Here is a 22,779-nt window from a genome sequence, read left to right on the forward strand (position 1 = left end):
GCTGCCATGCTAATTGCAACGCTTACGGCTCTCACTGGAGGATGCCCAACGATGCTGCTTCGCGGATTGAGCCTGATGCTTTGCCTGCTGCTGGCCGGTTGCGACCTGTCACCTCAGGCCGTGCAACCCAAGACCTTGATCGTCGGCATGGACGGCGTCCAATTGCTGCACTACGAGCAACTGGGGGAAAACACCAACCTGAAAAAGCGCCTGCACTATGGCAAGGCCTATGCCGGAGGCATCACTGGGCGGGCGACGGAACAAGAAACCAACAGCGGCCCAGGGTGGATGACTTTGCTGACCGGCGTCTGGGCCATCAAACATGGTGTGGTGTCCAACAATCCTTCGCTGAGGCTCGATCCAGCGTACCCAAGCGTGTTCAGGCGCCTTCGACAAGCCCTGCCCAATGCCTACATTTCGAGCGTCGTGAACTGGGCACCGATCAATACCGCGTTCCTGCTGGAAGATGCCCAGGGCAACAACGTGCGCGAAAGCGGCTTGACCGACGACCAGGTCATCCAGCGCACTCTGGAGATCCTCGATGGCACGTCGGCAGACTTCACCTTCATCCAGCTGGATGAGCCCGACCAGACTGGCCACAGCAACGGCTTCGGTGCCCGCTATCAGGAAGCACTGCAGAATGCAGATACACGCCTGGGCCGCCTGCTGGACAAGGTGGCCGAGCGCCAACGCAAGCATCAGCAGGAGGACTGGCTGGTGATCGTCAGCACGGACCATGGCCGTGATTACAGGGGCATGGGCCATGGCGGCGTGACAGAACAGGAAAAGACCATATTCATCGCCAGTAACAAACCGCTGAACGAAGAGTTGACCCAACCCAGCATTCCAGAAGACAACCCCTGGCCGAACAACCTCTACAGCTTTGCCGCGCAGTCGTCGGTGGCCACGACTGTGTTGCGGCATATGGGGCTCGACCTGCTACCCGATTGGCAACTCGATGGCACCCCGTTGCTGGGCAACACGGGTGTACGCAAGGCAAGGGCAAAGGAGAGTGAAGCCAAGCTGCTATGGAACAGCACGTCCGAGGAGACAGTGGTCATCCATCGAAATGGCCAGGTGGTCGCGAATGTGCAGGCGAAGCTTCAGGAATGGACCGATCCGCAGGGCATGGCCCAGGCCAACGATTACGTGCTGGTGCTGGACGGCACTCCAGTGGCTGTGCGCAACAGCCCGACCGATACACATTAGACTCAACCGCCGTGGCGAAGAACCACGGCGATCGAGCTGCTGGCTTAGTTCAGCGCATCGAGCAACGCCTGGTTCATCTCCGGCGTGCCAATGGTGATTCGCAGGAACTGTGCAATACGCTCCTGCTTGAAGTGACGCACGATGACGCCCTGTTCACGCAGCCGTGCCGCCAGCTGCGCCGCGTCCTGCTGCGAGTGACGGGCGAAGATGAAGTTGGCAGCCGATGGCAGCACCTCGAAACCCTTGGCGACGAGCTGTTCGACCAACGCCTCGCGGCTGTCGATCACCTTGCGGCAGGTTTCTTCGAAATAAGCCTGGTCTTCGAAGGCTACGGCCGCGCCAACGATCGCCATACGGTCCAGCGGGTAGGAGTTGAAGCTGTTCTTGATCCGCTCCAGCGCCTCGATCAGGTCTGGATGGCCTACGGCCAGGCCGACGCGCAAACCGGCCAGAGAGCGCGACTTGGACAGGGTCTGGGTGACCAGCAGGTTGTCGTAGCGGTCCACCAGCTTGATCGCGGTTTCACCACCGAAATCGATGTAGGCCTCATCGACCACCACCACCGAATCACGGTTGGCCTGCAGCAGTTGCTCGACCTGTTCCAGCGGCATCAGGCAGCCGGTAGGTGCGTTGGGGTTGGGGAAAATGATGCCGGCATTGGGCTTGGCATAATCCGCGACGCGAATCTGGAACTGCTCATCCAGCGGTACCTGCTCGAACGGAATGCCGTACAGGCCGCAGTACACCGGGTAGAAGCTGTAGCTGACATCCGGGAACAGCAGCGGGCCCTGGGCGTGCTGGAACAGGCCGTGGAAGATGTGTGCCAGCACTTCGTCCGAACCGTTGCCAACGAACACCTGAGCCGGGGTCACGTCGTAGTACTCGGCCACCGCTTGCTTGAGCCGGTCACCGTTCGGGTCCGGGTACAGGCGCAGGTTGTCGTTGAGTTCGCCACGCATGGCCTCCAGCGCCTTGGGCGACGGGCCATAAGGGTTTTCGTTGGTGTTGAGTTTGACCAGCTTGGCCAGCTTCGGCTGCTCACCCGGGACGTAAGGCACCAGGTCCTTGACGAAGGGGCTCCAGAATCGACTCATTGCTCAGTTCCCCTTGTCTTGGGTCAGGATACGGTATTCGGCGCTGCGGGCGTGGGCGGTCAACGACTCGCCACGGGCCAGGACCGAGGCGGTTTTGCCCAGCTCGGACGCGCCCTGCTCGGAGCAGAAGATGATCGACGAACGCTTCTGGAAGTCATACACCCCCAGCGGCGACGAGAAGCGCGCAGTGCCGGAAGTCGGCAGCACGTGGTTGGGGCCGGCGCAGTAGTCGCCCAGCGCTTCGCTGGTGTGGCGGCCCATGAAGATCGCGCCAGCGTGGCGGATCTGCGGCAGCCAGGCCTGCGGGTCGGCAACCGACAGCTCAAGGTGCTCTGGGGCGATGCGGTTGGCGACTTCAATGGCCTGCTGCATGTCACGCACCTGAATCAAGGCACCACGGCCGTTGATCGACTTCTCGATGATTTCGGCACGCTCCATGGTCGGCAGCAATTTGTCGATGCTGGCGGCAACGCGGTCGAGGAAGTCGGCATCCGGGCTGACGAGGATGGCCTGGGCGTCCTCATCGTGCTCGGCCTGGGAGAACAGGTCCATGGCGATCCAGTCAGGGACGGTCTGGCCGTCGCACACCACGAGAATTTCCGACGGGCCGGCGATCATGTCGATGCCCACCTGGCCGAACACATGGCGCTTGGCGGTGGCCACATAGATGTTGCCTGGGCCGACGATCTTGTCCACCTGCGGCACGCTCTCGGTGCCATAGGCCAAGGCCGCGACCGCCTGGGCGCCACCCACGGTGAATACCCGGTCGACCCCGGCGATGCAGGCTGCGGCCAGCACCAGTTCATTGACCTCGCCACGCGGAGTCGGCACCACCATCACCACCTCACCCACACCTGCGACTTTGGCCGGGATGGCGTTCATCAGCACGGAGGATGGGTAGGACGCCTTGCCACCCGGCACATACAAGCCGGCGCGGTCCAGCGGGGTAACTTTCTGGCCCAGCACGGTGCCGTCGGCCTCGGTGTACTGCCAGGAGTCCTGCTTCTGCCGCTCGTGGTACAGGCGCACGCGGTTGGCGGCCTTTTCCAGGGCTTCGCGCTGTTCAGGGGTAATACGAGTCAGTGCCAGCTCAAGACGCTCGCGACCGAGGATCAGGTCGTCAATGCGCTTGGCATCGACGCCGTCGAAGCGCTGGGTGAATTCCACCAGTGCCGCATCGCCGCGCTCACGCACGGCCTTGATGATGTCGAGCACGCGCTGGTTGACCGCGTCATCGGACACGCTTTCCCAGCTCAGCAGATGATCCAGATGTCGGGCGAAATCTGGATCAGCAGCGTTGAGACGGGCAATTGCAGTGGACACGGTCATGGCGAGGGCCTCGATTATTAGCGAATGCTCAGGCGCCCTAGGCTACCAGTCCATCCGCGCGGGCACCCGAGAAAAATGGCTATGACGCGGATAGACGGGCGCGACAGCGAAGGTCGCGCGTTCGAGTCAGCCGCGGTGTCGAGATTCGACAGCTTTGCGCAGGGTGTCGATCAGGCTCTGAATGCGGGCGTGCTGCATTTTCATCGAAGCCTTGTTGACCACCAGGCGCGAGCTGATCGTGGCGATCAGTTCCTGGGGCTCCAGGCCGTTGGCGCGCAGGGTGTTGCCGGTGTCGACCACGTCGATGATCTTGTCGGCCAGGTTGATCAGCGGTGCCAGCTCCATGGAGCCGTACAGCTTGATGATATCGACCTGACGGCCCTGCTCGGCGTAGTAGCGCTTGGCTACGTTGACGAACTTGGTGGCCACACGCAGGCGCCCCTTGGGCTCCGGTGCACCGACGACGCCGGCGGTCATCAGTTTGCAGCGGGCAATCTGCAGGTCCAGAGGCTCGTACAGGCCCTGGCCGCCGTACTCCATCAGCACGTCCTTGCCAGCCACACCCAGGTCGGCGGCACCATGCTCGACATAGGTCGGTACATCGGTGGCACGGACGATCAGCAGGCGTACGTCTTCCTGCGTGGTAGGAATGATCAGCTTGCGGCTCTTGTCCGGATTCTCGGTCGGCACGATACCGGCTTCAGCCAGCAGTGGCAGCGTGTCATCGAGGATTCGGCCTTTGGATAGCGCGATGGTCAACATGGGAAACGTCGGTCCTTAAGCGGCTACAGCCGGCCAGGCGGGTTTCGCCTGACCGCATTCAATTCGTGCGTAGGAGCGGGCCAGCCCCGCGAACACCGGCAAAGCCGGTGCCATACATTGCGGCGTCTGCTTCGCGGGTAAACCCGCTCCCACACCCTGCGCCCTCAGGCTACTAGCCCGGTACGCGGCGGATCTTGGCGCCGAGCATCTGCAGTTTTTCTTCGATGCACTCGTAACCACGGTCGATGTGGTAGATGCGGTCGATCAGGGTATCGCCTTCGGCGACCAGCGCCGACAGCACCAGGCTGGCCGAAGCACGTAGGTCGGTGGCCATTACCGGCGCGCCCTTGAGTGCCTTGACCCCGGTGACGATGGCGGTGTTGCCTTCGACCTGGATCTGAGCGCCCATGCGGTGCATTTCGTACACGTGCATGAAGCGGTTCTCGAAGATCGTCTCGATCACTGCACCGGTGCCTTCGGCAATGGCGTTGAGCGAGATGAACTGCGCCTGCATGTCGGTCGGGAACGCCGGGTACGGAGCGGTACGCAGGTTGACGGCTTTCGGCCGCTTGCCGTGCATGTCCAGCTCGATCCAGTCGTCACCGGTGGTGACGTCGGCACCGGCTTCCTTCAGTTTTTCCAGCACAGCCTCGAGAATGGTCGGATCAGTATCCTTGACCTTGACGCGACCGCCGGTAACGGCAGCGGCAACCAGGTAGGTACCGGTCTCGATACGGTCGGGCATGACGCGATAGGTAGCCGAGTGCAGGCGCTCGACGCCATCGATGGTGATGGTGTCGGTGCCCGCGCCCTGGATCTTCGCGCCCATGGCGATCAGGAAGTTGGCCAGGTCGACCACTTCCGGCTCACGGGCGGCGTTTTGCAGCACGCTGCGGCCTTTGGCCAAGGCAGCGGCCATCATGATGTTCTCGGTACCGGTCACGCTGACGGTGTCGAAGAAGAAGTGCGCACCGCGCAGGCCGCCCTCAGGCGCCTTGGCCTTGATGTAGCCACCTTCGACTTCGATTTTCGCACCCATGGCCTCGAGGCCGCGGATGTGCAGGTCCACCGGACGCGAACCGATGGCGCAACCGCCAGGCAGGGCGACTTCGGCTTCACCGAAACGTGCGACCATCGGGCCGAGCACGAGGATCGAAGCACGCATGGTCTTGACCAGCTCGTAGGGGGCTACCAGGGTCTTGATGGTGCGTGGGTCGATCTCCACCGACAGCTTCTCGTCGATCACAGGCTCGATGCCCATGCGACCGAACAGCTCGATCATGGTGGTGATGTCGTGCAGGTGTGGCAGGTTGCCCACGGTCACCGGGCCATCGGCCAGCAGTGTGGCCGACAGAATAGGCAGGGCCGCGTTCTTCGCGCCCGAAATGCGGATCTCGCCGTCGAGACGAGCGCCGCCAGTAATAATCAGTTTGTCCATTGGAATCTCGCCGCCAAGTTGGCTCAGGTGCGCTCAGCCCAGGCTGCGCTGCTGAAAAATTTCATGGTTACCGCATGGATGCTGCCATTGGCGATCCAGGGATTCAGGTGAGCATAGATCGCCTGTTGACGCTTGACCGGGCTCAGGCCAGCCAACTCGTCGCTGATCACGTTCAACTGGAAGTTGCAGCCTTCGCCTTCAACTTCGACCCGGGATCCCGGCAATTTCTCTTCAAGGAAGCTTTTAACTTCTACGGCCTGCATGCTCAACCTCAATCGGCGCCCGATGCGCGCGGGTCGGCCATCATACAAAAAAGCCCCTCGCCTGCGAAGCCCATCAAAGGCATGTGCTGACCGAGGGGCCCTCCATTGCCGACGAGCGATCAGCTCGCCAGCACCTCATCAAGATCATAGACCCCGGCAATTTCCCGCATGTCGTCGGGCATACCGCGCACTTCCCAGCGTTTGCCGCCGGCCTGTGCATCGCGCATGAACCCCAGCAGCAGCGACAGGCCGACACTGGACGACTTGGCAACCGCCGAGCAATCCAGCACCAGGTGGGTTTCGCGACTCGCCGCGATCAGCGCCTGCCCTTGCTTGCGCAAAGCAGGGCCGCTGCGGTAATCCAGCACGCCGGCCAGGCGCAGAACGCCGGGCTCGGCCATGCTCACGCCGGTGTCACTCATTTCACTTCCTTGTCAGGCGAATTGTCGGCAGCTTCCTTGGCCTTGGCCACTTCGCCGGCCCAGCCGTCGATGGTCTTGTCCAGGTTGTTGCCGTTGCGCTGCATGGCGTCGGCGAACTGGTCGCGGAACAGCTTGCCAATGTTGATGCCATTGACGATCACGTTGCGCACCTTCCACTCGCCGCCGATGTTTTCCAGGGTGTACTGCACCGGATACACGGCACCATTGTTGCCAGTCACCTTCATGCCAACACTGGCACGCTTGCCGTCATCGGCCTTGGCCGGATCGACGGTGATGCCCTGGTTGTTGTACTCCAGCAAGGCGTTGCCGTAGAACTGCATCAGGCTGCGCTTGAAGTTTTCCTGGAAGCGCTGCATTTGCTCAGGCGTGGCTTTGCGCGAGTACTTGACGGTCATGATGCTGCGGGAAATACCGTCAGCGTCCACCACCGGGCCGAGGATGCGGTTAAGCGCATCGTAGAAGGCGTTCGGGTTGGTCTTGTATTGCTCCTTGTTGGCCTTCAGATCACCCAGCAGCGCGGTGGTCGTGCCCTGCACCACATCGTGAGGGGTCTGCCCGGTGGCTGCCAGGGCCATCAGAGGGAAGGCCGCCAGGAGCACCAGCAGGCCACGTCGCAGGATCGAAATCATGGAAACTCCTTAATTAGCGGGTTGCGCTTCTTTCGGTTCCTTGCCAACGGAGTTGAGCAGGAACTTGCCAATCAGATCTTCCAGCACCAGTGCGGACTGAGTGTCATGGATGGTGGCACCATCCTTGAGCACATCTTCCTCACCGCCCACGCTGATGCCGATGTACTTCTCGCCAAGCAGCCCGGCGGTCAGGATCGAAGCAGTGGAGTCGACCGGCAGGTTGTCGACATTCTTGTCCAGCTGCAGCGTCACCCGACCGGTGTAGGAATCACGGTCCAGATCGATGGCGGTGACCTTGCCGATGGTTACCCCGGCCATGGTCACTTTAGCTCTGACAGTCAAACCGGCGATATTGTCGAAGTAGGCATAAACTTTATAGGTATCGCTGCTCGGGCTGGCCGACAACCCGCTGACACGCAGGGCCAGCAGCAGCAGCGCCAGGATCCCGGCCAGAAGGAACAGGCCGACACCGATTTCCAGGGTGCGGTTTTGCATCAGAAATCTCCAAACATCAAGGCGGTCAGAATAAAGTCCAGACCCAGGACAGCCAGCGAGGCATAGACCACGGTCTTGGTGGTGGCACGGCTGATCCCTTCTGAGGTGGGCTCACAGTCGTACCCCTGGAATACGGCGATCCAGGTGACGACGAAGGCGAACACCAGGCTCTTGATCAGCCCGTTGAGCACGTCGTCGGTAAAGGAAACACTGTTCTGCATGTTGGCCCAGAACGAGCCCTCGTAAACGCCCAGCCAGTCGACGGCAACCCAGGACCCACCCCAGATACCGACCACGCTGAAGATCAGCGCCAGCAGCGGCAACGAGATGAAACCGGCCCACAGGCGCGGCGCGACGATGTATTTCAGTGGGTCGACACCAATCATCTCAAGGCTCGACAACTGCTCGGTGGACTTCATGTTGCCGATTTCGGCGGTCAACGCAGAGCCTGCGCGCCCGGCAAACAGCAGCGCGGTCACCACCGGGCCGAGTTCTCGCAGCAAGGTCAGGGCAACCATCTGCCCCACCGCCTGCTCGGAGCCGTACTTGGTCAGGATGCTGTAACCCTGCAGCGCCAGCACCATGCCGATGAACACGCCCGACACGACGATGATCGCCAGCGACAGCACGCCAACCGAATACAGCTGTTTGGTCAGCAGCTGGAAACCGCCGCCGATGCCGCCACGCCCCACCAGCGCATGGAACAGGAACAGACAGGAACGCCCCAGCACCGCCAGCACGTCGATCGCCGAGCGACCGAACAGACGGATACGTTCGAGTAAGGATTTTCTGCGCATCAACGCGCCCCCAGCAGATCGGCGCGATAGTCAGGCGCGGGAAAGTGGAATGGCACCGGACCGTCCGGGTCACCCTTCATGAACTGGCGAATGCGCGGGTTGTCGGAACCCATCAGTTCGTCAGGGGTGCCCTGGCCCAATACCTGCCCATCACCGACCACATAGATGTAGTCGGCGATGCTGGCGGTTTCGGCCAGATCGTGGGACACGACGATGCTGGTGATGCCCAGCGCGTCATTGAGCAGACGAATCAACCGCACCAGCACGCCCATGGCGATCGGGTCCTGGCCGACGAACGGCTCGTCGTACATCAGAATCTGCGGATCCAGTGCAATAGCCCGGGCCAGCGCCACACGGCGCTTCATGCCACCCGACAGTTCGTCCGGCATCAGGTCGATGGCGCCGCGCAGGCCGACGGCCTGCAGCTTCATGAGCACGATGTCACGAATCATTTCATCCGACAGCTGGGTGTGCACCCGCAACGGAAACGCGACATTCTCGAACACGTCGAGGTCGGTGAACAGAGCGCCGCTCTGGAACAGCACCCCCATTTGCTTGCGTGCGTCGAACAGGTCGCTTCGGGACAGGGTCGGCAGGTTCTGCCCGGCCACCCAGACTTCGCCGCTGGCTGGACGCAGTTGCGCCCCCATCAGACGCAGCAACGTGGTCTTGCCGCAACCCGATGGCCCCATGATGCCGGTGACCTTGCCGCGCGGGATGCGTATGTCGACATTGCTGAAAATGCTGCGCGAACCGCGCTTGAAGGTGACTCCCTTCAACTCGACCGCGTAGGCGCTATCCACACTCATCTAGACTCCTTGCTAGTGCAGCCTCGTCCTAGTGGACGCCGGCCCTCATCTTGAAGGCACACACGCCCCTGGCGGGCCGAATAGCAGGGAACTATATCACCGCTGACAGTGCCGCCCCAAGGCCATGCATGGAGTCGTTCAGCCCAGGGACAGACTTTCATGACATTTGATAGGACAATCGAAAGGGTGAGGGTTTCTTCTATTGCGGCTATAATCGCCGCCTTTTCATCAGGCATTGCTTTCCGACATGAGCCAATCCAGCGAGCTGATCCAATCCGCCCAGCGTACCCTGCGCCTTGAACTCGAGGCCGTCCAGAGCCTGATGGCCCGCATCGACGCTAGCTTCGTCAAGGCGTGCGAGCTGATTCTGGCGAGCAAGGGCCGGGTCGTCGTGGTCGGCATGGGCAAGTCGGGGCACATCGGCAACAAGATCGCCGCGACCCTGGCCAGCACCGGCACGACGGCGTTTTTCGTGCATCCGGCCGAAGCCAGCCATGGCGACATGGGCATGATCACCCGCGACGACGTCATTCTTGCCCTGTCCAATTCCGGCAGCACCGCTGAAATCGTCACCCTGCTGCCGCTGATCAAGCGCCTGGGCATCCAGATGATCAGCCTCACCGGCAACCCGGACTCGCCGCTAGCGCAGGCTGCGGAGGTCAACCTCGACGCCAGCGTCGCTCAAGAGGCCTGCCCGCTGAACCTGGCACCCACCTCCTCCACCACCGCCGCACTGGTGCTGGGCGACGCCCTGGCCATCGCGCTGCTCGAGGCCCGCGGGTTCACCGCCGAAGACTTCGCCTTCTCGCACCCCGGTGGCGCCCTTGGCCGCCGTCTGCTGCTGAAGGTCGAGAACGTCATGCACTCGGGCGATGAACTGCCGCAGGTGCAACGTGGCACCCTGCTCAAGGACGCGCTGCTGGAAATGTCGCGCAAAGGCTTGGGCATGACCGTTGTTCTCGAACAGGACGGCACGCTGGCCGGGATATTCACCGACGGCGACCTGCGCCGCAGCCTGGACCGCAACATCGACGTGCACAGCACCCTGATCGACGAAGTGATGACCGTGCACGGCAAGACCGCTCGCGCCGAAATGCTGGCCGCCGAAGCCCTGAAGATCATGGAAGACCACAAGATCAGCGCACTGGTGGTAGTCGACCAGAACGACCGCCCGACTGGCGCCCTGAACATGCACGACCTGCTGCGCGCCGGGGTCATGTAAGGAGAGCAATGGACATGAACCACGACCTGATGCAACGCGGCAAGGCCATCAAGCTGGCCGTCTTCGACGTCGACGGTGTCCTCACCGACGGCCGCCTGTACTTCCTCGAAGACGGCAGCGAATTCAAGACCTTCAACACCCTGGACGGCCAAGGCATCAAGATGCTCATGGCCTCCGGCGTGACCACGGCGATCATCAGCGGGCGCAAGACCCCGGTGGTCGAGCGCCGGGCCAAGAACCTGGGCATCCCGCACCTGTTCCAAGGCAGGGAAGACAAACTGGTGGTTCTGGACGGCCTGCTCGCCGAACTGGGCCTAAGCTATGAACAAGTCGCCTATCTGGGTGACGACCTGCCCGACCTTCCGGTGATTCGCCGGGTCGGCCTGGGCATGGCGGTGGCCAGCGCCGCGCCGTTCGTTCGCCAGCACGCCCACGGCGTGACCCAGGCACGCGGCGGCGAAGGGGCTGCCCGCGAGTTCTGTGAACTGATCATGCAGGCCCAGGGCACCCTGGACGCTGCCAACGCCAATTACCTGTAAGGCCGCCCATGTTCAGCAAGAAAGCCCGCAATATTGCGCTGCTCGCGGTCATTGCCGCCCTGCTGGTGGCAATCGGCTACTGGAACGTCAGCCCGGAGAGCTTCCTCGACAAGCCGGCGGCTCAGGTGGACGAGAGCGCGATCGACTACTATGCGATCAATGCCCATAGCGTGCAGTTTCTGCCCGATGGCAAGCTGCAGTATGAGATGACCGCCGACAAGGTGGAGCACCTCACCGCCAGTGAAGTTACCCTGCTGACCAAACCCGACCTGCACATGTACCGCGGCACCGAGTACCCCTGGCATGTGCAAAGCGAGCGCGCCGAGGTCAACCCGGACGGCTCCGAGGTCGAACTGATCGACCAGGTTCGCGTTGCCCGTACCGACGAAAAGCAGCGCGAAATGATCATCACCAGCTCACGCATGACCGTGTTCCCGCAGAAGCAATATGCGCAGACCGAGCAAGCCGTTAGAATCGACGGCGCCGGTGGCACGACTACGGGCAAAGGAATGAAAGCGTATTTGAAAGAAGGCAAGATGGACTTGCTCTCTAACGTAAGAGGACAGTATGAGGCTCGTTAAAACCCTCCCCCTTTTGCTCAGCCTGAGCGCAGCACTGGGAAGCGCGAGCGCCTTCGCCCTGCCGAACGACCGTGACCAGCCGATCCGCATCCAGGCCGACAATGCTCACCTGGACGACAAGCAAGGTGTGGCCACCTACACCGGCGATGTGATCATCACCCAAGGTTCGATGATGATCAAAGGCAACACCGTGACCATCACTCGCGCCCAGTCAGGCGACATCGACGTGGTGACCTCGGTGGGCAACCTGGCCTACTTCGAGCAGCAGCAGAGCGCCGCCAAGCCCGATAAAATGAAAGGCTGGGCCGTGACCATCCAGTACCAGGCGCAGAAGGACATGGTGATCCTCACCGACCGCGCCAAGGTCGAGAACGAAGGCAACACCACCGAAGGCGAGAAGATCGTCTACAACACCAAGACCCAGGTTGCGACCGCGGGCCGTGGTGGCAACGTGACTGCACCGCGTCAGCGTATCGACATGGTGATCCAGCCGAAGAAGAAGGCCGAGTAAATGGCAACCCTCAAAGCCCAGCATCTGGCCAAGAGCTACAAGGGTCGGCAAGTCGTGCGCGACGTCAGCCTGTCGATCGACAGCGGCCAGATCGTCGGCCTGCTCGGCCCCAACGGCGCCGGCAAGACCACCTGCTTCTACATGATCGTAGGCCTGGTCCAGGCCGATCAGGGCCGCGTGCGCATCGACAACCTCGATGTCAGCCACCAACCGATGCACGGTCGCGCCCGTGCCGGTATCGGCTACCTGCCCCAGGAAGCCTCGATCTTCCGCAAGCTGTCGGTGGCCGACAACATCATGGCGATTCTCGAGACCCGCAAGGACCTCGACCGCGATGGCCGCCGCAAGGAGCTGGAAAGCCTGCTGCAGGAGTTCCACATCAGCCACATCCGCGACAACCTCGGCATGAGCCTGTCCGGTGGTGAGCGACGCCGCGTCGAGATCGCCCGGGCACTGGCAACCGCACCGAAGTTCATCCTGCTGGACGAGCCGTTCGCCGGTGTCGACCCGATTTCCGTGGGCGACATCAAGCAGATCATCCACCACCTCAAGGCCAAGGGCATCGGTGTTCTGATCACCGACCACAACGTCCGCGAGACCCTGGATATCTGCGAAACCGCTTACATCGTCAATGATGGTCAACTGATCGCCGAGGGCGATGCCGAGACCATCCTGGCCAACGATCTGGTCAAAGAGGTTTACCTGGGTCACGAGTTCCGGCTCTGACCTCGGCGCGCCTGGAGCACTGGCAATAGCGCCTCAACGAGGCTTAAGTTGTTACAGCGCTCTAGGCAAACGCTACAATTTAAGGCATAAAACTTGCTTGATTTGGCGCCCCGGCGCCCTCGTGTAGTGGATGGCGCATGCGCGCCGGCGAACAAGGTATTTAGCCCCTGCCATGAAACCATCGCTCGTCCTAAAAATGGGCCAGCAACTGACGATGACACCGCAGTTGCAACAGGCCATCCGCCTGCTCCAGCTTTCTACCCTGGACCTCCAACAGGAAATCCAGGAAGCGCTGGAGTCCAATCCGATGCTCGAACGTCAGGAAGACGGCGACGACTTCGACAACAGCGACCCGATGGCGGACAACGCCGAGAACAAGCCGGCCGCCGAAGTTCAGGACAACAGTTTCCAGGAAAGCACGCCCAGTGCCGAGAACCTGGAGGACGGTGAGTGGAACGAGCGCATTCCCAACGAGCTTCCAGTCGACACGGCCTGGGAAGACATCTACCAGACCAGCGCCAGCAGCCTGCCCAGCAACGATGATGACGAGTGGGACTTCACCACCCGCACATCCGCAGGCGAGAGCCTGCAGAGCCACCTGCTGTGGCAACTGAACCTGGCACCGATGTCGGACACCGACCGCCTGATCGCCGTCACCCTGATCGACAGCATCAACGACCAGGGCTACCTGGAAGACACCCTCGAAGAAATCTGCGAGGGCTTCGACCCAGAGCTGGACATCGAACTCGACGAGGTCGAAGCCGTCCTGCATCGCATCCAGCAGTTCGAGCCCGCCGGGGTCGGCGCACGCAATCTTGGCGAGTGCTTGCTGCTGCAACTGCGCCAACTGCCCGCCAGCACACCGTGGATGACCGAAGCCAAACGCTTGGTGGTCGACTTCATCGACCTGCTCGGCAGCCGCGACTACAGCCAGTTGATGCGCCGCATGAAGCTCAAGGAAGACGAGCTGCGCCAGGTCATCGAACTGGTGCAGAGCCTCAACCCGCGCCCAGGCTCGCAGATCGAATCCAGCGAACCGGAATACGTGGTGCCCGACGTGATCGTGCGCAAGGACAGCGACCGCTGGCTGGTCGAGCTGAACCAGGAGGCGATCCCACGCCTGCGGGTCAATCCACAGTACGCCGGGTTTGTCCGCCGCGCCGACACCAGCGCCGACAACACCTTCATGCGCAATCAGCTGCAGGAGGCTCGCTGGTTCATCAAGAGCCTGCAAAGCCGCAACGAAACCCTGATGAAGGTCGCCACCCAGATCGTCGAGCACCAACGCGGCTTCCTCGACCACGGTGACGAAGCGATGAAGCCGTTGGTGCTGCACGACATCGCCGAAGCGGTAGGCATGCACGAGTCGACGATTTCCCGGGTCACCACCCAGAAATACATGCACACACCCCGTGGCATCTACGAACTGAAATACTTTTTCTCCAGCCACGTCAGCACCTCCGAAGGCGGAGAATGCTCGTCTACGGCGATCCGCGCGATCATCAAGAAACTGGTTGCGGCGGAAAATCAGAAAAAGCCATTGAGTGACAGCAAGATCGCTGGTTTACTGGAGGCACAAGGCATTCAGGTAGCCCGTCGCACCGTCGCCAAGTACCGCGAGTCCCTCGGCATCGCGCCGTCGAGCGAGCGCAAGCGACTGATGTAGCCCCTGAATGTGCCAAAGCGTTTGCGGGGCAGGTGCAATACCTGCCTCTTTATGCACGGGCAACAAAGGAGAAGCTGTATGCAAGTCAACATCAGTGGACACCATGTAGAAGTCACCTCCCCTCTGCGCGACTACGTAGAGCAAAAGCTTAAGCGCGTGGAGGGTCACTTCGACAAGATCACCAACGTGCAGGTCATCCTGAAAGTCGAGAAACTGCAACAGAAGGTCGAAGCGACCCTGCAGATTCCCGGTGGCGAAGTGGTAGCAAACGCGGAACACGAAGACATGTATGCAGCGATCGACGCCATGGCCGACAAGCTCGACCGCCAACTGAAAAAACACAAGGAAAAACAGCAAAGCCTGCTGCAAGGTGCAGCCGCACGCTGATCCCCCTCATCCATGATCCGACTTGAAACCATCCTGACCCCCGGCCGTTCCCTGGTGAACGTGCCGGGAGGCAGTAAAAAGCGCGCCCTGGAAAAGGTCGCCAACCTCATTGCCGAACAAGTGCCAGAGCTGGAGATGCAAGACGTCTTCGAAAAACTGATCGGCCGTGAAAAACTCGGCTCGACCGGTTTCGGCAACGGTATTGCCATCCCTCACTGCCGACTTGAAGGTTGCACTGCACCGGTTAGCGCACTGCTGCACCTGGATGCCCCTATCGATTACGACGCCATCGATGGCGCCCCGGTCGACCTGCTGTTCGTCCTGCTGGTCCCCGAAGCCGCCACTGATGCCCACCTAGAACTGCTGCGCCAGATCGCCAGCATGCTCGATCGCAAGGAGGTCCGCGATCGCCTGCGTTCCGCCGCCAGCAGCGAGGCCCTGTTCCAGGTTGTCCTGGACGCACAGAACGAGCACTGAACATGCGCCTGATCATCGTCAGCGGCCGGTCCGGCTCGGGCAAGAGTACCGCCCTTGATGTGCTGGAAGACAACGGCTACTACTGCATCGACAACCTCCCCGCCGGGCTGCTACCGCAGCTGGCGGAGAATGCGCTGATCAATACCGAGCTACAGCAGCCCAAGGTTGCCGTTTCCATCGACGCTCGAAACCTGCCGAGCCACCTGACGCGGTTTCCCGAACTGCTCGAAGAAGCCCGCGGCCGGCACATCCAGTGCGATGTACTGTTTCTGGACGCTGACGAAGAAACGCTGCTCAAACGCTTCTCCGAGACCCGGCGGCGCCATCCGCTGACCAACGCCAACCGTTCGCTGGCCGAAGCGATCCGTGTCGAAAGCGAGTTGCTGGGGCCGATTTCCGACCTGGCCGACCTCAAGATCGACACCACCAACCTCAACCTGTACCAGCTGCGCGACTCGATCAAGCTGCGCCTGCTGAACCAGCCTGAACCTGGCACAGCCTTTTTGGTCGAATCGTTCGGTTTCAAGCGAGGCATGCCGGTCGATGCCGACCTGGTGTTCGATGTCCGCTGCCTGCCCAACCCTTACTGGAAGCCAGAGCTGCGTGAACACTCCGGTCTCGACCAACCGGTAATCGATTATCTGGCCGCCCAGCCGGATGTCGAAGAGATGTTCAACGATATCTCCAGCTACCTGCTGAAATGGTTGCCCCGCTTTGCCGCCAGCAATCGCGCCTACGTCACCATTGCCATTGGTTGCACTGGCGGTCACCACCGTTCTGTGTACCTGACCGAGCGCCTCGGCCAGCTACTTCAGCAATCCCTGAAAAACGTCCAGGTCCGCCACCGCGACCTATAGCCCACAGGATCCGCACCACGATGCCCGCCCGCGAAATTACCATCATCAACAAGTTGGGCCTGCATGCCCGGGCGGCAGCCAAATTCGTCGGCGTGGCCGGTCGATTCCCCTGCCAGGTCAGGGTCGGCCGAGCCCCCGACAAGATGGTGGACGGTAAAAGCATCATGGCCGTGATGATGCTGGCGGCAGGTAAAGGAACCCAGGTCCATCTGCTTACCGAGGGCGAGCAAGATGGCGATGCCATGGATGCCCTGGTAGCGCTGATCAACAACTTCTTCGACGAAGGCGAGTAAGCCTTCAGGGCTCGACACAACTCCTTCAGCGGTGGCGAAATCGAGCGCCGCCCGCGCGGCGCATCGCGAGCAAGGCTCGCTCCTACGTTTTTTTCGGGCCAATTATGCCTGTGGAATTTGCGCGCGAACGCCTTGGCGCATGGCTTGATATCGAGTCGTACGCACAAGGCGGTCGCGCGCGTCTGTCACAGGTGTTATTGGCCGCAAACAAACGTAGGAGCGAGCCTTGCTCGCGATGCGCCGCACGGGCGGCGCTCGATCTCACAGGCGCAAAAAATGTACCGCCTGGCCCTGGACCAAAATCAGGCCATCGCCGTATCCATCACCATCATCAAACAGAACCCCACGCACAGCCCCAAACTCGCCAGCCGATGATGCCCATTACTGCGCGACTCAGGGATGATTTCCTGAGTCACCACCAGCAACATCGCCCCCGCCGCGCAGGCCAGGCCCAGCGGCAGCAACAGCTCAGCGACGTTCACCAGCCAGGCGCAAATCACTGCCGCCAGTGGCTCCACCAGCCCCGACGCGGCACCAATCAGAAACGCCTTGAATCGAGGCATCCCCGCCCCCGCCAGCACTAGCGCGATCACCAACCCTTCGGGCACATCCTGCAAGGCGATACCCATGGCCAGGCTATCGGCATCGGCCATCCCGCCACCGGCAGAAACACCAATGGCCATACCTTCAGGAATGTTGTGGGCGATGATGGCGATCACGAACAGCCAGATTCGCGCGGCGATCACCGGCTGATGCTCGGAGCCAACCAAGGCCTCTGGCGAAGCGCCGGAGACCTTGAGGTCGACCAGGAATAGACACAACGCGCCGAACAACAGGCCAAAGCTGATCACGCCGCCAGCACCCCATGGGCTGAACCCGATGGACTGGGCAGCATCGAGCCCTGGGATGATCAGGGAAAACGCGGTAGCCGCCAGCATCACGCCAGCACCAAAGCCCAGCAGCGTGTCGGCCAAGGCGACCGGCATGTTGCGAATGACCAACACCGGTACCGCCCCCAGCGCCGTGCCCAGCGCACACAGTGCACCGCCCTCGAGGGCACGCAACATGCGCGGCTCCAGGTCTAGCCAGGCGATGCCGCGTGCCACCAGCAACGCTGTGCCGACCAGCAACAGCAAGGTCCCAAGCGCCAGGCGGAACAGGCGCACACTGCTGACAGACATCACCTCCGAGCGCATGGCGGGTCGACTCACTTCAAGGCTTCAAGATAACGACGTTCCACTTCCGCCCAGTCAACGACGTTGTAGAAGGCACCGATGTATTCCGGACGACGGTTCTGGTACTTGAGGTAATAGGCATGCTCCCAGACATCCAGGCCAAGGATGGGTGTGTTGCCATGCATCAGCGGGCTGTCCTGGTTGCCGCTGCTTTCCACCACCAGCTTGCCGCCCGGCGTTACGCTGAGCCAGGCCCAGCCACTGCCGAAGCGGGTCAGCGCAGCCTTGGTGAAGGCGTCCTTGAACGCATCGAAACCGCCCAGTTCAGCGTCGATGGCCTGGGCCACTCGCCCCTGCGGCTGGCCGCCACCCTGTGGCGCCATCACGGTCCAGAACAGGGTGTGGTTGGCGTGTCCGCCGCCCTGGTTGATGACCGCGCCTTGCAGCTTCTCAGGCAACTGCTTGACCGCACCCACCAGCCTTTCCACCGGCCACTCGGCCCACTCGGTACCCTCGATGGCAGCGTTGAGGTTGTTGATATAGGTCTGGTGATGCTTGCTGTGGTGAATCTCCATGGTCTGGGCGTCGATGTGCGGTTCCAGCGCATCGTAGGCATAAGGCAACGCAGGCAAGGTATGGGACATGTCAATGGACTCCGTAAGCAGGGATTCTGGACGCCAGGTTCGGCTGCGCAGCCAACTCGCCCGCTACAGGCGAATGACGATTGAGCAGCCGTTCGGTACGCGGATACTGGCCGTATTCGGCAATGAAACTGAGCAACTCGGTGTAGGTGCGTGCGCTGTGGCGCAGGGCCGCATCGCGCAGCGCCTGGGGCAGACGCACTTCCTGGCTGGCCTGGAGCAGCCGCTGGTGAGCGGCGCACAGGTAGTCGGCGCTCTCATGTGGCTGGTTGAGGCGCAGGTGCAGGTCGGCCAGGTTGTGGTGGGCGATGACGAACACCGCCACCGCCTCGTCGACGTCATGCCAGCGCTCGAACAACACCTGGGCCAAGGCCAACGCTTGCAGGTAGTGTTCCCGGGCATCGACCAACTCGCCCTGTTCGAACAAGCGGTTGGCGGTTTCGGTGGTGCGTTTCCAGTGCTGCATGACGTTTCTTCTCCAGGGCGCTGACGCGGGTCAGATGCCGCCAGCAGTGAGTTTTTCCGGGTCCAGCAACGCTTCGAGCTGATCGCGCGACAGGTCGGTGTGCTCCAGCGCTACGTCGATGATCGGGCGCCCCTGCTTGTAGGCGGTCTTGGCGATCTCGGCGGCCTTGAGGTAGCCGATGATCGGGTTCAGCGCGGTCACCAGGATCGGGTTGCGCGCCAGGGCTTCCTTGAGCTTGCCTTCGTTGACCTTGAAGCTGGCGATGGCCTTGTCAGCCAGCAGGCGGCTGGCATTGGCCATCAGCTCGATGCTTTCCAGCAAGTTGCGGGCAATCACCGGCAACATCACGTTCAACTCGAAGTTGCCCGACTGCCCTGCCACGGCGATGGTCGCGTCGTTACCGATCACCTGGGCGGCAACCATGGCGGTGGCCTCAGGGATGACCGGGTTGACCTTGCCCGGCATGATCGACGAACCGGGCTGCAGGCCTTGCAGCTCGATTTCACCAAGGCCAGCCAGCGGACCAGAGTTCATCCAGCGCAGGTCGTTGGCGATTTTCATCAACGCGACGGCGGTGGTCTTGAGCTGGCCGGACAGCGCCACGGCGGTGTCCTGGGAGCCGATCAGCGCGAACAGGTTCTGGCCAGGGGTGAACTCGACCTGGGTCAGGCCACTCAACTGGCGGGCGAAGCCGGCGGCGAACTGCGGGTGTGCGTTGATCCCGGTACCGACGGCCGTGCCGCCCTGGGCCAAGGCCTGCAGGCTCGGCAAGGTCGCCTCGATATGCGCCAACGCGCCCTTGATCTGCGCCGCCCAGCCATCGAGTACCTGGCTCATGCGCACTGGCATGGCATCCATCAGGTGGGTTCGGCCGGTCTTGACGTACTGATGCACCTGAACCGACTTGGCTTCGATCACCTGCACCAGGTGCCGCAGAGCCGGCAACAGTTGCTCATGCAACGCCAAGGCAGCACTGACGTGGATGGTGGTAGGGATAATGTCGTTGCTGCTCTGGCCGCAGTTGACGTGGTCGTTGGCATTGACCGGCTCACCGAGCACGCGGCTGGCAAGGGTGGCGATCACCTCGTTGGCATTCATGTTCGAGCTGGTGCCGGAGCCGGTCTGGTACACATCCACCGGGAAATGCTGGATGAAGTCACCTGCCAGCAGTTGCTCGACTGCCTTGACGATGGCCTGGCCCTGGGCGGCGGAGAGTTGCTCCAGCTCGATGTTGGCCTTGGCCGCCGCCGCCTTGGCCAGCAGCAGTGCGCGGATGAACTGGGCCGGCATGCGCTGGCCGCTGATCGGGAAGTTGTCGACCGCGCGCTGGGTCTGGGCACCGTACAGGGCCTGGGCCGGCACCTGAAGTTCGCCCATGCTGTCACGCTCGATACGGGTATCACTCATCTTCAAATCCTTGCATCAGTTCATCGGGAGAAATCGAAGGCAGCAGCACGCAGTTCGCCAATTGCAGGGCGTAGGGCTGCCAGCGTTGGTTCTGTTCGCGGCGATCGAGGTTGCGCAGGTCCAGCAGTGGGCGCCAGGCCTGATCCAGGCACAGGCAGCGCCAATGCCAAGGCAGCATGCGGTCGCAAGCGGTATCCAGCAGCAGGCGGAAGGACGTCAACGCCACCGTCCAGGGCGACGTTTCGGTGCAGCACACCAGGTACCGGCCTTCGGCCAGGTAGTGCTCGATCAGACGTGGCTCATCGGGTTCCAGGGCGCAACGAATGCGTCGGCTGAGCCAGCGCCAGTTTTCCAGGTAGGGCAGTTCGCGGAGGACGGGTTTCATGAACATCATCGCCGGGTGACTGGATAATGATATTCATTATTAGGTGATAAATAGAATCACTTCAAGATATCAGCGACAAAAGTCGGACGCTCAGGCGTGGGGGCGCGCACAAAAAACCCGGCGCGAGGGCCGGGTTTTCGACTTCACTGGGCGTTTTCCTGTGCCTGTACTGGCCCTATCGCCGGTACAGGTGGTAATCAGCTACCGGCGACCGTCATTCGCTCGATCAGCACCGAGCCTGTGTGAATATTGCTGCGGGTTTCAAGATCGCTACCAATCGCGACAATCTGCTGGAACATGTCCTTCATGTTGCCGGCAATGGTCACTTCCTGCACCGCGTGCTGGATCTCGCCATTCTCGACCCAGAAACCGGCTGCGCCGCGCGAGTAGTCGCCGGTCACCATGTTCAGCCCATGGCCCATCAACTCGGTCACCAGCAGGCCACGGCCCATGCGACGGATCAGCGCCGCCTGGTCCTCGACGCCATGGGTCACGTACAGGTTGTGCACGCCCCCGGCGTTGGCCGTGCTCGGCAGGCCCAGCTTGCGGCCGGAATAGGTACCCAGCAGGTAAGACACAAGCTCACCTTTGTCGACGAACGGTTTGGCATAGGTGGCCAGACCGTCGCCGTCGAACGCTGCGCTACCCAGGGCCCGTGGAATGTGTGGACGTTCGTCGAGGGTCAGCCAGGTCGGGAACAGGCGCTGCCCCAAGGCACCGTCGAGGAACGACGACTTGCGGTACAGGTTGCCGCCGGAAATGGCCGAGAGGAAGCTGCCGAACAGGCCACCGGCCAGTTCGGCGGAAAACAGCACCGGCACCTCGCAGGTCGGTACCGGCCGCGCACCGAGGCGGCTGGCAGCACGCTGGGCGGCTCGCACGCCGATGCTGCGCGGATCGGCCAGCAGGTTGCCCTGGCGATTCACGTCGTACCAGTAGTCACGCTGCATCTGCCCTTCGCCCTCGGCGATCATCACGCAGCTCAGGCTGTGCCGGGTGGACGCGTAGCCGCCGATGAAACCATGGCTGTTGCCGTATACCCGGCAGCCCTGGTGGGTATTGAGGGTGGTGCCATCGGCATTGAGAATGCGCGTGTCGGCGTCGAACGCCGCCGCCTCGCAGGTCAACGCCATTTCGATGGCTTTCTCCGGCTCGATGTCCCAGTCATGGTAGAGATCCAGATCCGGGATTTCGCGCGCCATCAGCGCCGCATCGGCCAGGCCGGAGCACTCGTCCTCAGAGGTGTGCTTGGCAATGGCCAAGGCTGCCGCCACGGTCTCGCGGATCGCATCCTGGCCGCTGGCCGACGTGCTGGCCGAGCCCTTGCGCTGGCCGACGTAGAGGGTGATGCCAAAGCCTTGGTCACGGTTGAACTCGACCGTTTCCACTTCACGCTGGCGCACGCTGGTGGACAACCCCTGCTCCAGTGACACGGCAACTTCGCAGGCACTGGCACCCTGGCGCCGCGCCTCGGCGATGATCGCTTCGACCTGCTCCTGCAACGCCGGCAGGTTCTTGGGGCCTACGCTCTGGACTGCACTCATGGTTTTCTCCACTCAAATTCTGCGTTCGGCAAAGGTCATTCTACGACCGGGCCGGACAAGCGGCCCCCGACTGGTTATCATGGCGGCGATTTCTAGCGGACTGCCACCATGGTTGATTCAAACGACGACGCCTTCGACGGCGAAAAAAGCAAAACCCAGATCAAGCGTGAACTGCATGCGCTGGTCGAACTCGGCGAGCGCCTCACCACGCTCAAGGCCGATACCCTGGCGCGCCTGCCATTGACCGACGAGTTGCGCAAAGCCCTGGCCGAAGCCAGCAAGCACACTGCGCACGGCGCCCGCAAACGCCACATGTCGTTCGTCGGCAAGCTGATGCGCGTACAAGACCTGGACGCCATCCATGCCTTGCTTGAGCAGATGGACAGCTCGACCCGTCAGTACAACGAACGCTTCCACAGCCTCGAGCGCTGGCGCGATCGCCTGATCGACGGGAACGACGAAGACCTGGAACGCTTCGTCAACGAGTACCCCGAAACCGACCGTCAGCAACTGCGCTCGCTGGTCCGTCACGCCCAGCACGAGAAGGCTCGCAACAAGCCGCCTGCCGCTGCGCGTAAAGTGTTCAAGTACATCCGCGACCTCGACGAGGTCCACCGCGGATTGCGTTGAGTCC

Annotated in this window: 28 protein-coding genes; 12 read left to right on the forward strand and 16 right to left on the reverse strand. The window is 61.9% G+C overall.

The annotated features are described in order from the left end of the window. Positions 1-51 precede the first annotated feature (51 nt). A complete protein-coding gene (locus PspTeo4_RS29005) occupies positions 52-1,209 on the forward strand; it encodes an alkaline phosphatase family protein (RefSeq protein WP_322367033.1) in 1,158 nt (385 codons plus the stop codon). Between the two features lie 44 nt (positions 1,210-1,253). On the opposite strand, the gene hisC is transcribed toward PspTeo4_RS29005, so the two are convergent. The 10 genes from hisC to PspTeo4_RS29055 form a co-directional block, all read right to left on the reverse strand. Further along, positions 1,254-2,303 carry a histidinol-phosphate transaminase gene (hisC, locus tag PspTeo4_RS29010; protein WP_322367034.1) on the reverse strand — a complete coding sequence of 350 codons (1,050 nt, stop codon included), beginning with the start codon at positions 2,301-2,303 and terminating at the stop codon, positions 1,254-1,256. A 3-nt stretch (positions 2,304-2,306) separates the two neighbouring features. Beyond that, positions 2,307-3,632, reverse strand: coding sequence for a histidinol dehydrogenase (gene hisD, locus PspTeo4_RS29015; RefSeq protein ID WP_322367035.1), 1,326 nt, complete (start codon positions 3,630-3,632; stop codon positions 2,307-2,309). Between the two features lie 126 nt (positions 3,633-3,758). Then, on the reverse strand, positions 3,759-4,394 hold the full coding sequence (hisG, locus tag PspTeo4_RS29020) for an ATP phosphoribosyltransferase (RefSeq protein WP_322367036.1): 636 nt from the start codon (positions 4,392-4,394) through the stop codon (positions 3,759-3,761). A gap of 172 nt (positions 4,395-4,566) precedes the next feature. Beyond that, the gene (gene murA, locus PspTeo4_RS29025) at positions 4,567-5,832 is read right to left on the reverse strand and encodes a UDP-N-acetylglucosamine 1-carboxyvinyltransferase (protein ID WP_322367037.1); all 1,266 of its coding nucleotides are present in this window, start codon (positions 5,830-5,832) and stop codon (positions 4,567-4,569) included. A 23-nt stretch (positions 5,833-5,855) separates the two neighbouring features. Continuing rightward, positions 5,856-6,095 carry a BolA family protein gene (locus tag PspTeo4_RS29030; RefSeq protein ID WP_003255121.1) on the reverse strand — a complete coding sequence of 80 codons (240 nt, stop codon included), beginning with the start codon at positions 6,093-6,095 and terminating at the stop codon, positions 5,856-5,858. Between the two features lie 119 nt (positions 6,096-6,214). After that, positions 6,215-6,517, reverse strand: a complete 303-nt coding sequence (locus PspTeo4_RS29035; protein ID WP_322367038.1) for an STAS domain-containing protein — start codon at positions 6,515-6,517, stop codon at positions 6,215-6,217. Continuing rightward, entirely contained in the window at positions 6,514-7,167 is a 654-nt protein-coding gene (locus PspTeo4_RS29040) for an ABC transporter substrate-binding protein (protein ID WP_322367039.1), read from the reverse strand. The genes PspTeo4_RS29035 and PspTeo4_RS29040 overlap by 4 nt, the downstream gene beginning before the upstream one ends. 9 nt (positions 7,168-7,176) lie before the next feature. Then, positions 7,177-7,662: an outer membrane lipid asymmetry maintenance protein MlaD gene (mlaD, locus tag PspTeo4_RS29045; RefSeq protein ID WP_023382140.1), complete on the reverse strand. Its 486-nt coding sequence runs from the start codon at positions 7,660-7,662 to the stop codon at positions 7,177-7,179. Then, positions 7,662-8,459 (reverse strand): lipid asymmetry maintenance ABC transporter permease subunit MlaE, encoded by a 798-nt coding sequence (gene mlaE / locus PspTeo4_RS29050; protein ID WP_322367040.1) that lies wholly within the window; start codon positions 8,457-8,459, stop codon positions 7,662-7,664. Before mlaE ends, mlaD begins: the two co-directional genes overlap by 1 nt. Next, on the reverse strand, positions 8,459-9,268 hold the full coding sequence (locus PspTeo4_RS29055) for an ATP-binding cassette domain-containing protein (RefSeq protein WP_085623991.1): 810 nt from the start codon (positions 9,266-9,268) through the stop codon (positions 8,459-8,461). The genes mlaE and PspTeo4_RS29055 overlap by 1 nt, the downstream gene beginning before the upstream one ends. A 247-nt stretch (positions 9,269-9,515) precedes the next feature. Between PspTeo4_RS29055 and PspTeo4_RS29060 the strand changes: the two genes are divergently transcribed. The 10 genes from PspTeo4_RS29060 (at position 9,516) to PspTeo4_RS29105 (ending at position 16,527) form a co-directional block, all read left to right on the forward strand. Next, complete coding sequence (locus PspTeo4_RS29060) at positions 9,516-10,490, forward strand: KpsF/GutQ family sugar-phosphate isomerase (protein WP_322367041.1); 975 nt, start codon at positions 9,516-9,518, stop codon at positions 10,488-10,490. A 14-nt stretch (positions 10,491-10,504) separates the two neighbouring features. Further along, entirely contained in the window at positions 10,505-11,029 is a 525-nt protein-coding gene (locus PspTeo4_RS29065; protein ID WP_322367042.1) for an HAD family hydrolase, read from the forward strand. An 8-nt stretch (positions 11,030-11,037) separates the two neighbouring features. Beyond that, positions 11,038-11,610 carry an LPS export ABC transporter periplasmic protein LptC gene (lptC, locus tag PspTeo4_RS29070; RefSeq protein ID WP_322367043.1) on the forward strand — a complete coding sequence of 191 codons (573 nt, stop codon included), beginning with the start codon at positions 11,038-11,040 and terminating at the stop codon, positions 11,608-11,610. Beyond that, on the forward strand, positions 11,597-12,121 hold the full coding sequence (gene lptA, locus PspTeo4_RS29075) for a lipopolysaccharide transport periplasmic protein LptA (protein ID WP_023382145.1): 525 nt from the start codon (positions 11,597-11,599) through the stop codon (positions 12,119-12,121). Before lptC ends, lptA begins: the two co-directional genes overlap by 14 nt. Next, on the forward strand, positions 12,122-12,847 hold the full coding sequence (gene lptB, locus PspTeo4_RS29080; protein WP_322367044.1) for an LPS export ABC transporter ATP-binding protein: 726 nt from the start codon (positions 12,122-12,124) through the stop codon (positions 12,845-12,847). A gap of 172 nt (positions 12,848-13,019) precedes the next feature. Continuing rightward, positions 13,020-14,513 (forward strand): RNA polymerase factor sigma-54, encoded by a 1,494-nt coding sequence (locus PspTeo4_RS29085; RefSeq protein WP_322367045.1) that lies wholly within the window; start codon positions 13,020-13,022, stop codon positions 14,511-14,513. 78 nt (positions 14,514-14,591) lie between these two features. Beyond that, positions 14,592-14,900 carry a ribosome hibernation-promoting factor, HPF/YfiA family gene (hpf, locus tag PspTeo4_RS29090; RefSeq protein ID WP_322367046.1) on the forward strand — a complete coding sequence of 103 codons (309 nt, stop codon included), beginning with the start codon at positions 14,592-14,594 and terminating at the stop codon, positions 14,898-14,900. 12 nt (positions 14,901-14,912) lie between these two features. Further along, on the forward strand, positions 14,913-15,377 hold the full coding sequence (gene ptsN, locus PspTeo4_RS29095; protein WP_322367047.1) for a PTS IIA-like nitrogen regulatory protein PtsN: 465 nt from the start codon (positions 14,913-14,915) through the stop codon (positions 15,375-15,377). Between the two features lie 2 nt (positions 15,378-15,379). Next, positions 15,380-16,234, forward strand: a complete 855-nt coding sequence (gene rapZ / locus PspTeo4_RS29100) for an RNase adapter RapZ (protein WP_023382149.1) — start codon at positions 15,380-15,382, stop codon at positions 16,232-16,234. A gap of 20 nt (positions 16,235-16,254) precedes the next feature. Next, positions 16,255-16,527, forward strand: coding sequence for an HPr family phosphocarrier protein (locus tag PspTeo4_RS29105; RefSeq protein WP_322367048.1), 273 nt, complete (start codon positions 16,255-16,257; stop codon positions 16,525-16,527). Between the two features lie 302 nt (positions 16,528-16,829). Here the strand turns inward: PspTeo4_RS29105 and PspTeo4_RS29110 are convergent, their stop codons facing one another. From PspTeo4_RS29110 to pmbA, 6 genes are all read right to left on the reverse strand, one after another. Then, positions 16,830-17,723, reverse strand: coding sequence for a ZIP family metal transporter (locus PspTeo4_RS29110; protein ID WP_322367066.1), 894 nt, complete (start codon positions 17,721-17,723; stop codon positions 16,830-16,832). An 11-nt stretch (positions 17,724-17,734) separates the two neighbouring features. Then, positions 17,735-18,346, reverse strand: coding sequence for a superoxide dismutase (locus tag PspTeo4_RS29115; RefSeq protein ID WP_322367049.1), 612 nt, complete (start codon positions 18,344-18,346; stop codon positions 17,735-17,737). A 1-nt stretch (position 18,347) separates the two neighbouring features. After that, a complete protein-coding gene (locus PspTeo4_RS29120; protein ID WP_322367050.1) occupies positions 18,348-18,809 on the reverse strand; it encodes a hypothetical protein in 462 nt (153 codons plus the stop codon). Positions 18,810-18,839: 30 nt separating this feature from the next. Further along, positions 18,840-20,216, reverse strand: coding sequence for a class II fumarate hydratase (locus PspTeo4_RS29125; RefSeq protein ID WP_322367051.1), 1,377 nt, complete (start codon positions 20,214-20,216; stop codon positions 18,840-18,842). Next, positions 20,209-20,610: a FagA protein gene (locus tag PspTeo4_RS29130; protein ID WP_322367052.1), complete on the reverse strand. Its 402-nt coding sequence runs from the start codon at positions 20,608-20,610 to the stop codon at positions 20,209-20,211. Before PspTeo4_RS29130 ends, PspTeo4_RS29125 begins: the two co-directional genes overlap by 8 nt. 188 nt (positions 20,611-20,798) lie before the next feature. Next, positions 20,799-22,145 (reverse strand): metalloprotease PmbA, encoded by a 1,347-nt coding sequence (gene pmbA / locus PspTeo4_RS29135; protein ID WP_322367053.1) that lies wholly within the window; start codon positions 22,143-22,145, stop codon positions 20,799-20,801. Positions 22,146-22,253: 108 nt separating this feature from the next. On the opposite strand from pmbA, the gene yjgA reads away from it, so the two are divergent. Further along, positions 22,254-22,775, forward strand: coding sequence for a ribosome biogenesis factor YjgA (gene yjgA, locus PspTeo4_RS29140; protein WP_322367054.1), 522 nt, complete (start codon positions 22,254-22,256; stop codon positions 22,773-22,775). Positions 22,776-22,779: the final 4 nt, after the last annotated feature.

Origin of the sequence: Pseudomonas sp. Teo4, from assembly GCF_034387475.1 — a bacterium.
In the GTDB taxonomy this organism is placed as follows: Bacteria; Pseudomonadota; Gammaproteobacteria; order Pseudomonadales; family Pseudomonadaceae; genus Aquipseudomonas.

What these genes read in the sequence shown, in the direction of transcription:
- PspTeo4_RS29005 (WP_322367033.1), top strand. Translation starts at nt 52, where the DNA reads ATGCTGCTTCGCGGATTGAGCCTGATGCTTTGCCTGCTGCTGGCCGGT.
- hisC (WP_322367034.1), bottom strand. Translation starts at nt 2,303, where the DNA reads ATGAGTCGATTCTGGAGCCCCTTCGTCAAGGACCTGGTGCCTTACGTC.
- hisD (WP_322367035.1), bottom strand. Translation starts at nt 3,632, where the DNA reads ATGACCGTGTCCACTGCAATTGCCCGTCTCAACGCTGCTGATCCAGAT.
- hisG (WP_322367036.1), bottom strand. Translation starts at nt 4,394, where the DNA reads ATGTTGACCATCGCGCTATCCAAAGGCCGAATCCTCGATGACACGCTG.
- murA (WP_322367037.1), bottom strand. Translation starts at nt 5,832, where the DNA reads ATGGACAAACTGATTATTACTGGCGGCGCTCGTCTCGACGGCGAGATC.
- PspTeo4_RS29030 (WP_003255121.1), bottom strand. Translation starts at nt 6,095, where the DNA reads ATGCAGGCCGTAGAAGTTAAAAGCTTCCTTGAAGAGAAATTGCCGGGA.
- PspTeo4_RS29035 (WP_322367038.1), bottom strand. Translation starts at nt 6,517, where the DNA reads ATGAGTGACACCGGCGTGAGCATGGCCGAGCCCGGCGTTCTGCGCCTG.
- PspTeo4_RS29040 (WP_322367039.1), bottom strand. Translation starts at nt 7,167, where the DNA reads ATGATTTCGATCCTGCGACGTGGCCTGCTGGTGCTCCTGGCGGCCTTC.
- mlaD (WP_023382140.1), bottom strand. Translation starts at nt 7,662, where the DNA reads ATGCAAAACCGCACCCTGGAAATCGGTGTCGGCCTGTTCCTTCTGGCC.
- mlaE (WP_322367040.1), bottom strand. Translation starts at nt 8,459, where the DNA reads ATGCGCAGAAAATCCTTACTCGAACGTATCCGTCTGTTCGGTCGCTCG.
- PspTeo4_RS29055 (WP_085623991.1), bottom strand. Translation starts at nt 9,268, where the DNA reads ATGAGTGTGGATAGCGCCTACGCGGTCGAGTTGAAGGGAGTCACCTTC.
- PspTeo4_RS29060 (WP_322367041.1), top strand. Translation starts at nt 9,516, where the DNA reads ATGAGCCAATCCAGCGAGCTGATCCAATCCGCCCAGCGTACCCTGCGC.
- PspTeo4_RS29065 (WP_322367042.1), top strand. Translation starts at nt 10,505, where the DNA reads ATGAACCACGACCTGATGCAACGCGGCAAGGCCATCAAGCTGGCCGTC.
- lptC (WP_322367043.1), top strand. Translation starts at nt 11,038, where the DNA reads ATGTTCAGCAAGAAAGCCCGCAATATTGCGCTGCTCGCGGTCATTGCC.
- lptA (WP_023382145.1), top strand. Translation starts at nt 11,597, where the DNA reads ATGAGGCTCGTTAAAACCCTCCCCCTTTTGCTCAGCCTGAGCGCAGCA.
- lptB (WP_322367044.1), top strand. Translation starts at nt 12,122, where the DNA reads ATGGCAACCCTCAAAGCCCAGCATCTGGCCAAGAGCTACAAGGGTCGG.
- PspTeo4_RS29085 (WP_322367045.1), top strand. Translation starts at nt 13,020, where the DNA reads ATGAAACCATCGCTCGTCCTAAAAATGGGCCAGCAACTGACGATGACA.
- hpf (WP_322367046.1), top strand. Translation starts at nt 14,592, where the DNA reads ATGCAAGTCAACATCAGTGGACACCATGTAGAAGTCACCTCCCCTCTG.
- ptsN (WP_322367047.1), top strand. Translation starts at nt 14,913, where the DNA reads ATGATCCGACTTGAAACCATCCTGACCCCCGGCCGTTCCCTGGTGAAC.
- rapZ (WP_023382149.1), top strand. Translation starts at nt 15,380, where the DNA reads ATGCGCCTGATCATCGTCAGCGGCCGGTCCGGCTCGGGCAAGAGTACC.
- PspTeo4_RS29105 (WP_322367048.1), top strand. Translation starts at nt 16,255, where the DNA reads ATGCCCGCCCGCGAAATTACCATCATCAACAAGTTGGGCCTGCATGCC.
- PspTeo4_RS29110 (WP_322367066.1), bottom strand. Translation starts at nt 17,723, where the DNA reads ATGCGCTCGGAGGTGATGTCTGTCAGCAGTGTGCGCCTGTTCCGCCTG.
- PspTeo4_RS29115 (WP_322367049.1), bottom strand. Translation starts at nt 18,346, where the DNA reads ATGTCCCATACCTTGCCTGCGTTGCCTTATGCCTACGATGCGCTGGAA.
- PspTeo4_RS29120 (WP_322367050.1), bottom strand. Translation starts at nt 18,809, where the DNA reads ATGCAGCACTGGAAACGCACCACCGAAACCGCCAACCGCTTGTTCGAA.
- PspTeo4_RS29125 (WP_322367051.1), bottom strand. Translation starts at nt 20,216, where the DNA reads ATGAGTGATACCCGTATCGAGCGTGACAGCATGGGCGAACTTCAGGTG.
- PspTeo4_RS29130 (WP_322367052.1), bottom strand. Translation starts at nt 20,610, where the DNA reads ATGATGTTCATGAAACCCGTCCTCCGCGAACTGCCCTACCTGGAAAAC.
- pmbA (WP_322367053.1), bottom strand. Translation starts at nt 22,145, where the DNA reads ATGAGTGCAGTCCAGAGCGTAGGCCCCAAGAACCTGCCGGCGTTGCAG.
- yjgA (WP_322367054.1), top strand. Translation starts at nt 22,254, where the DNA reads ATGGTTGATTCAAACGACGACGCCTTCGACGGCGAAAAAAGCAAAACC.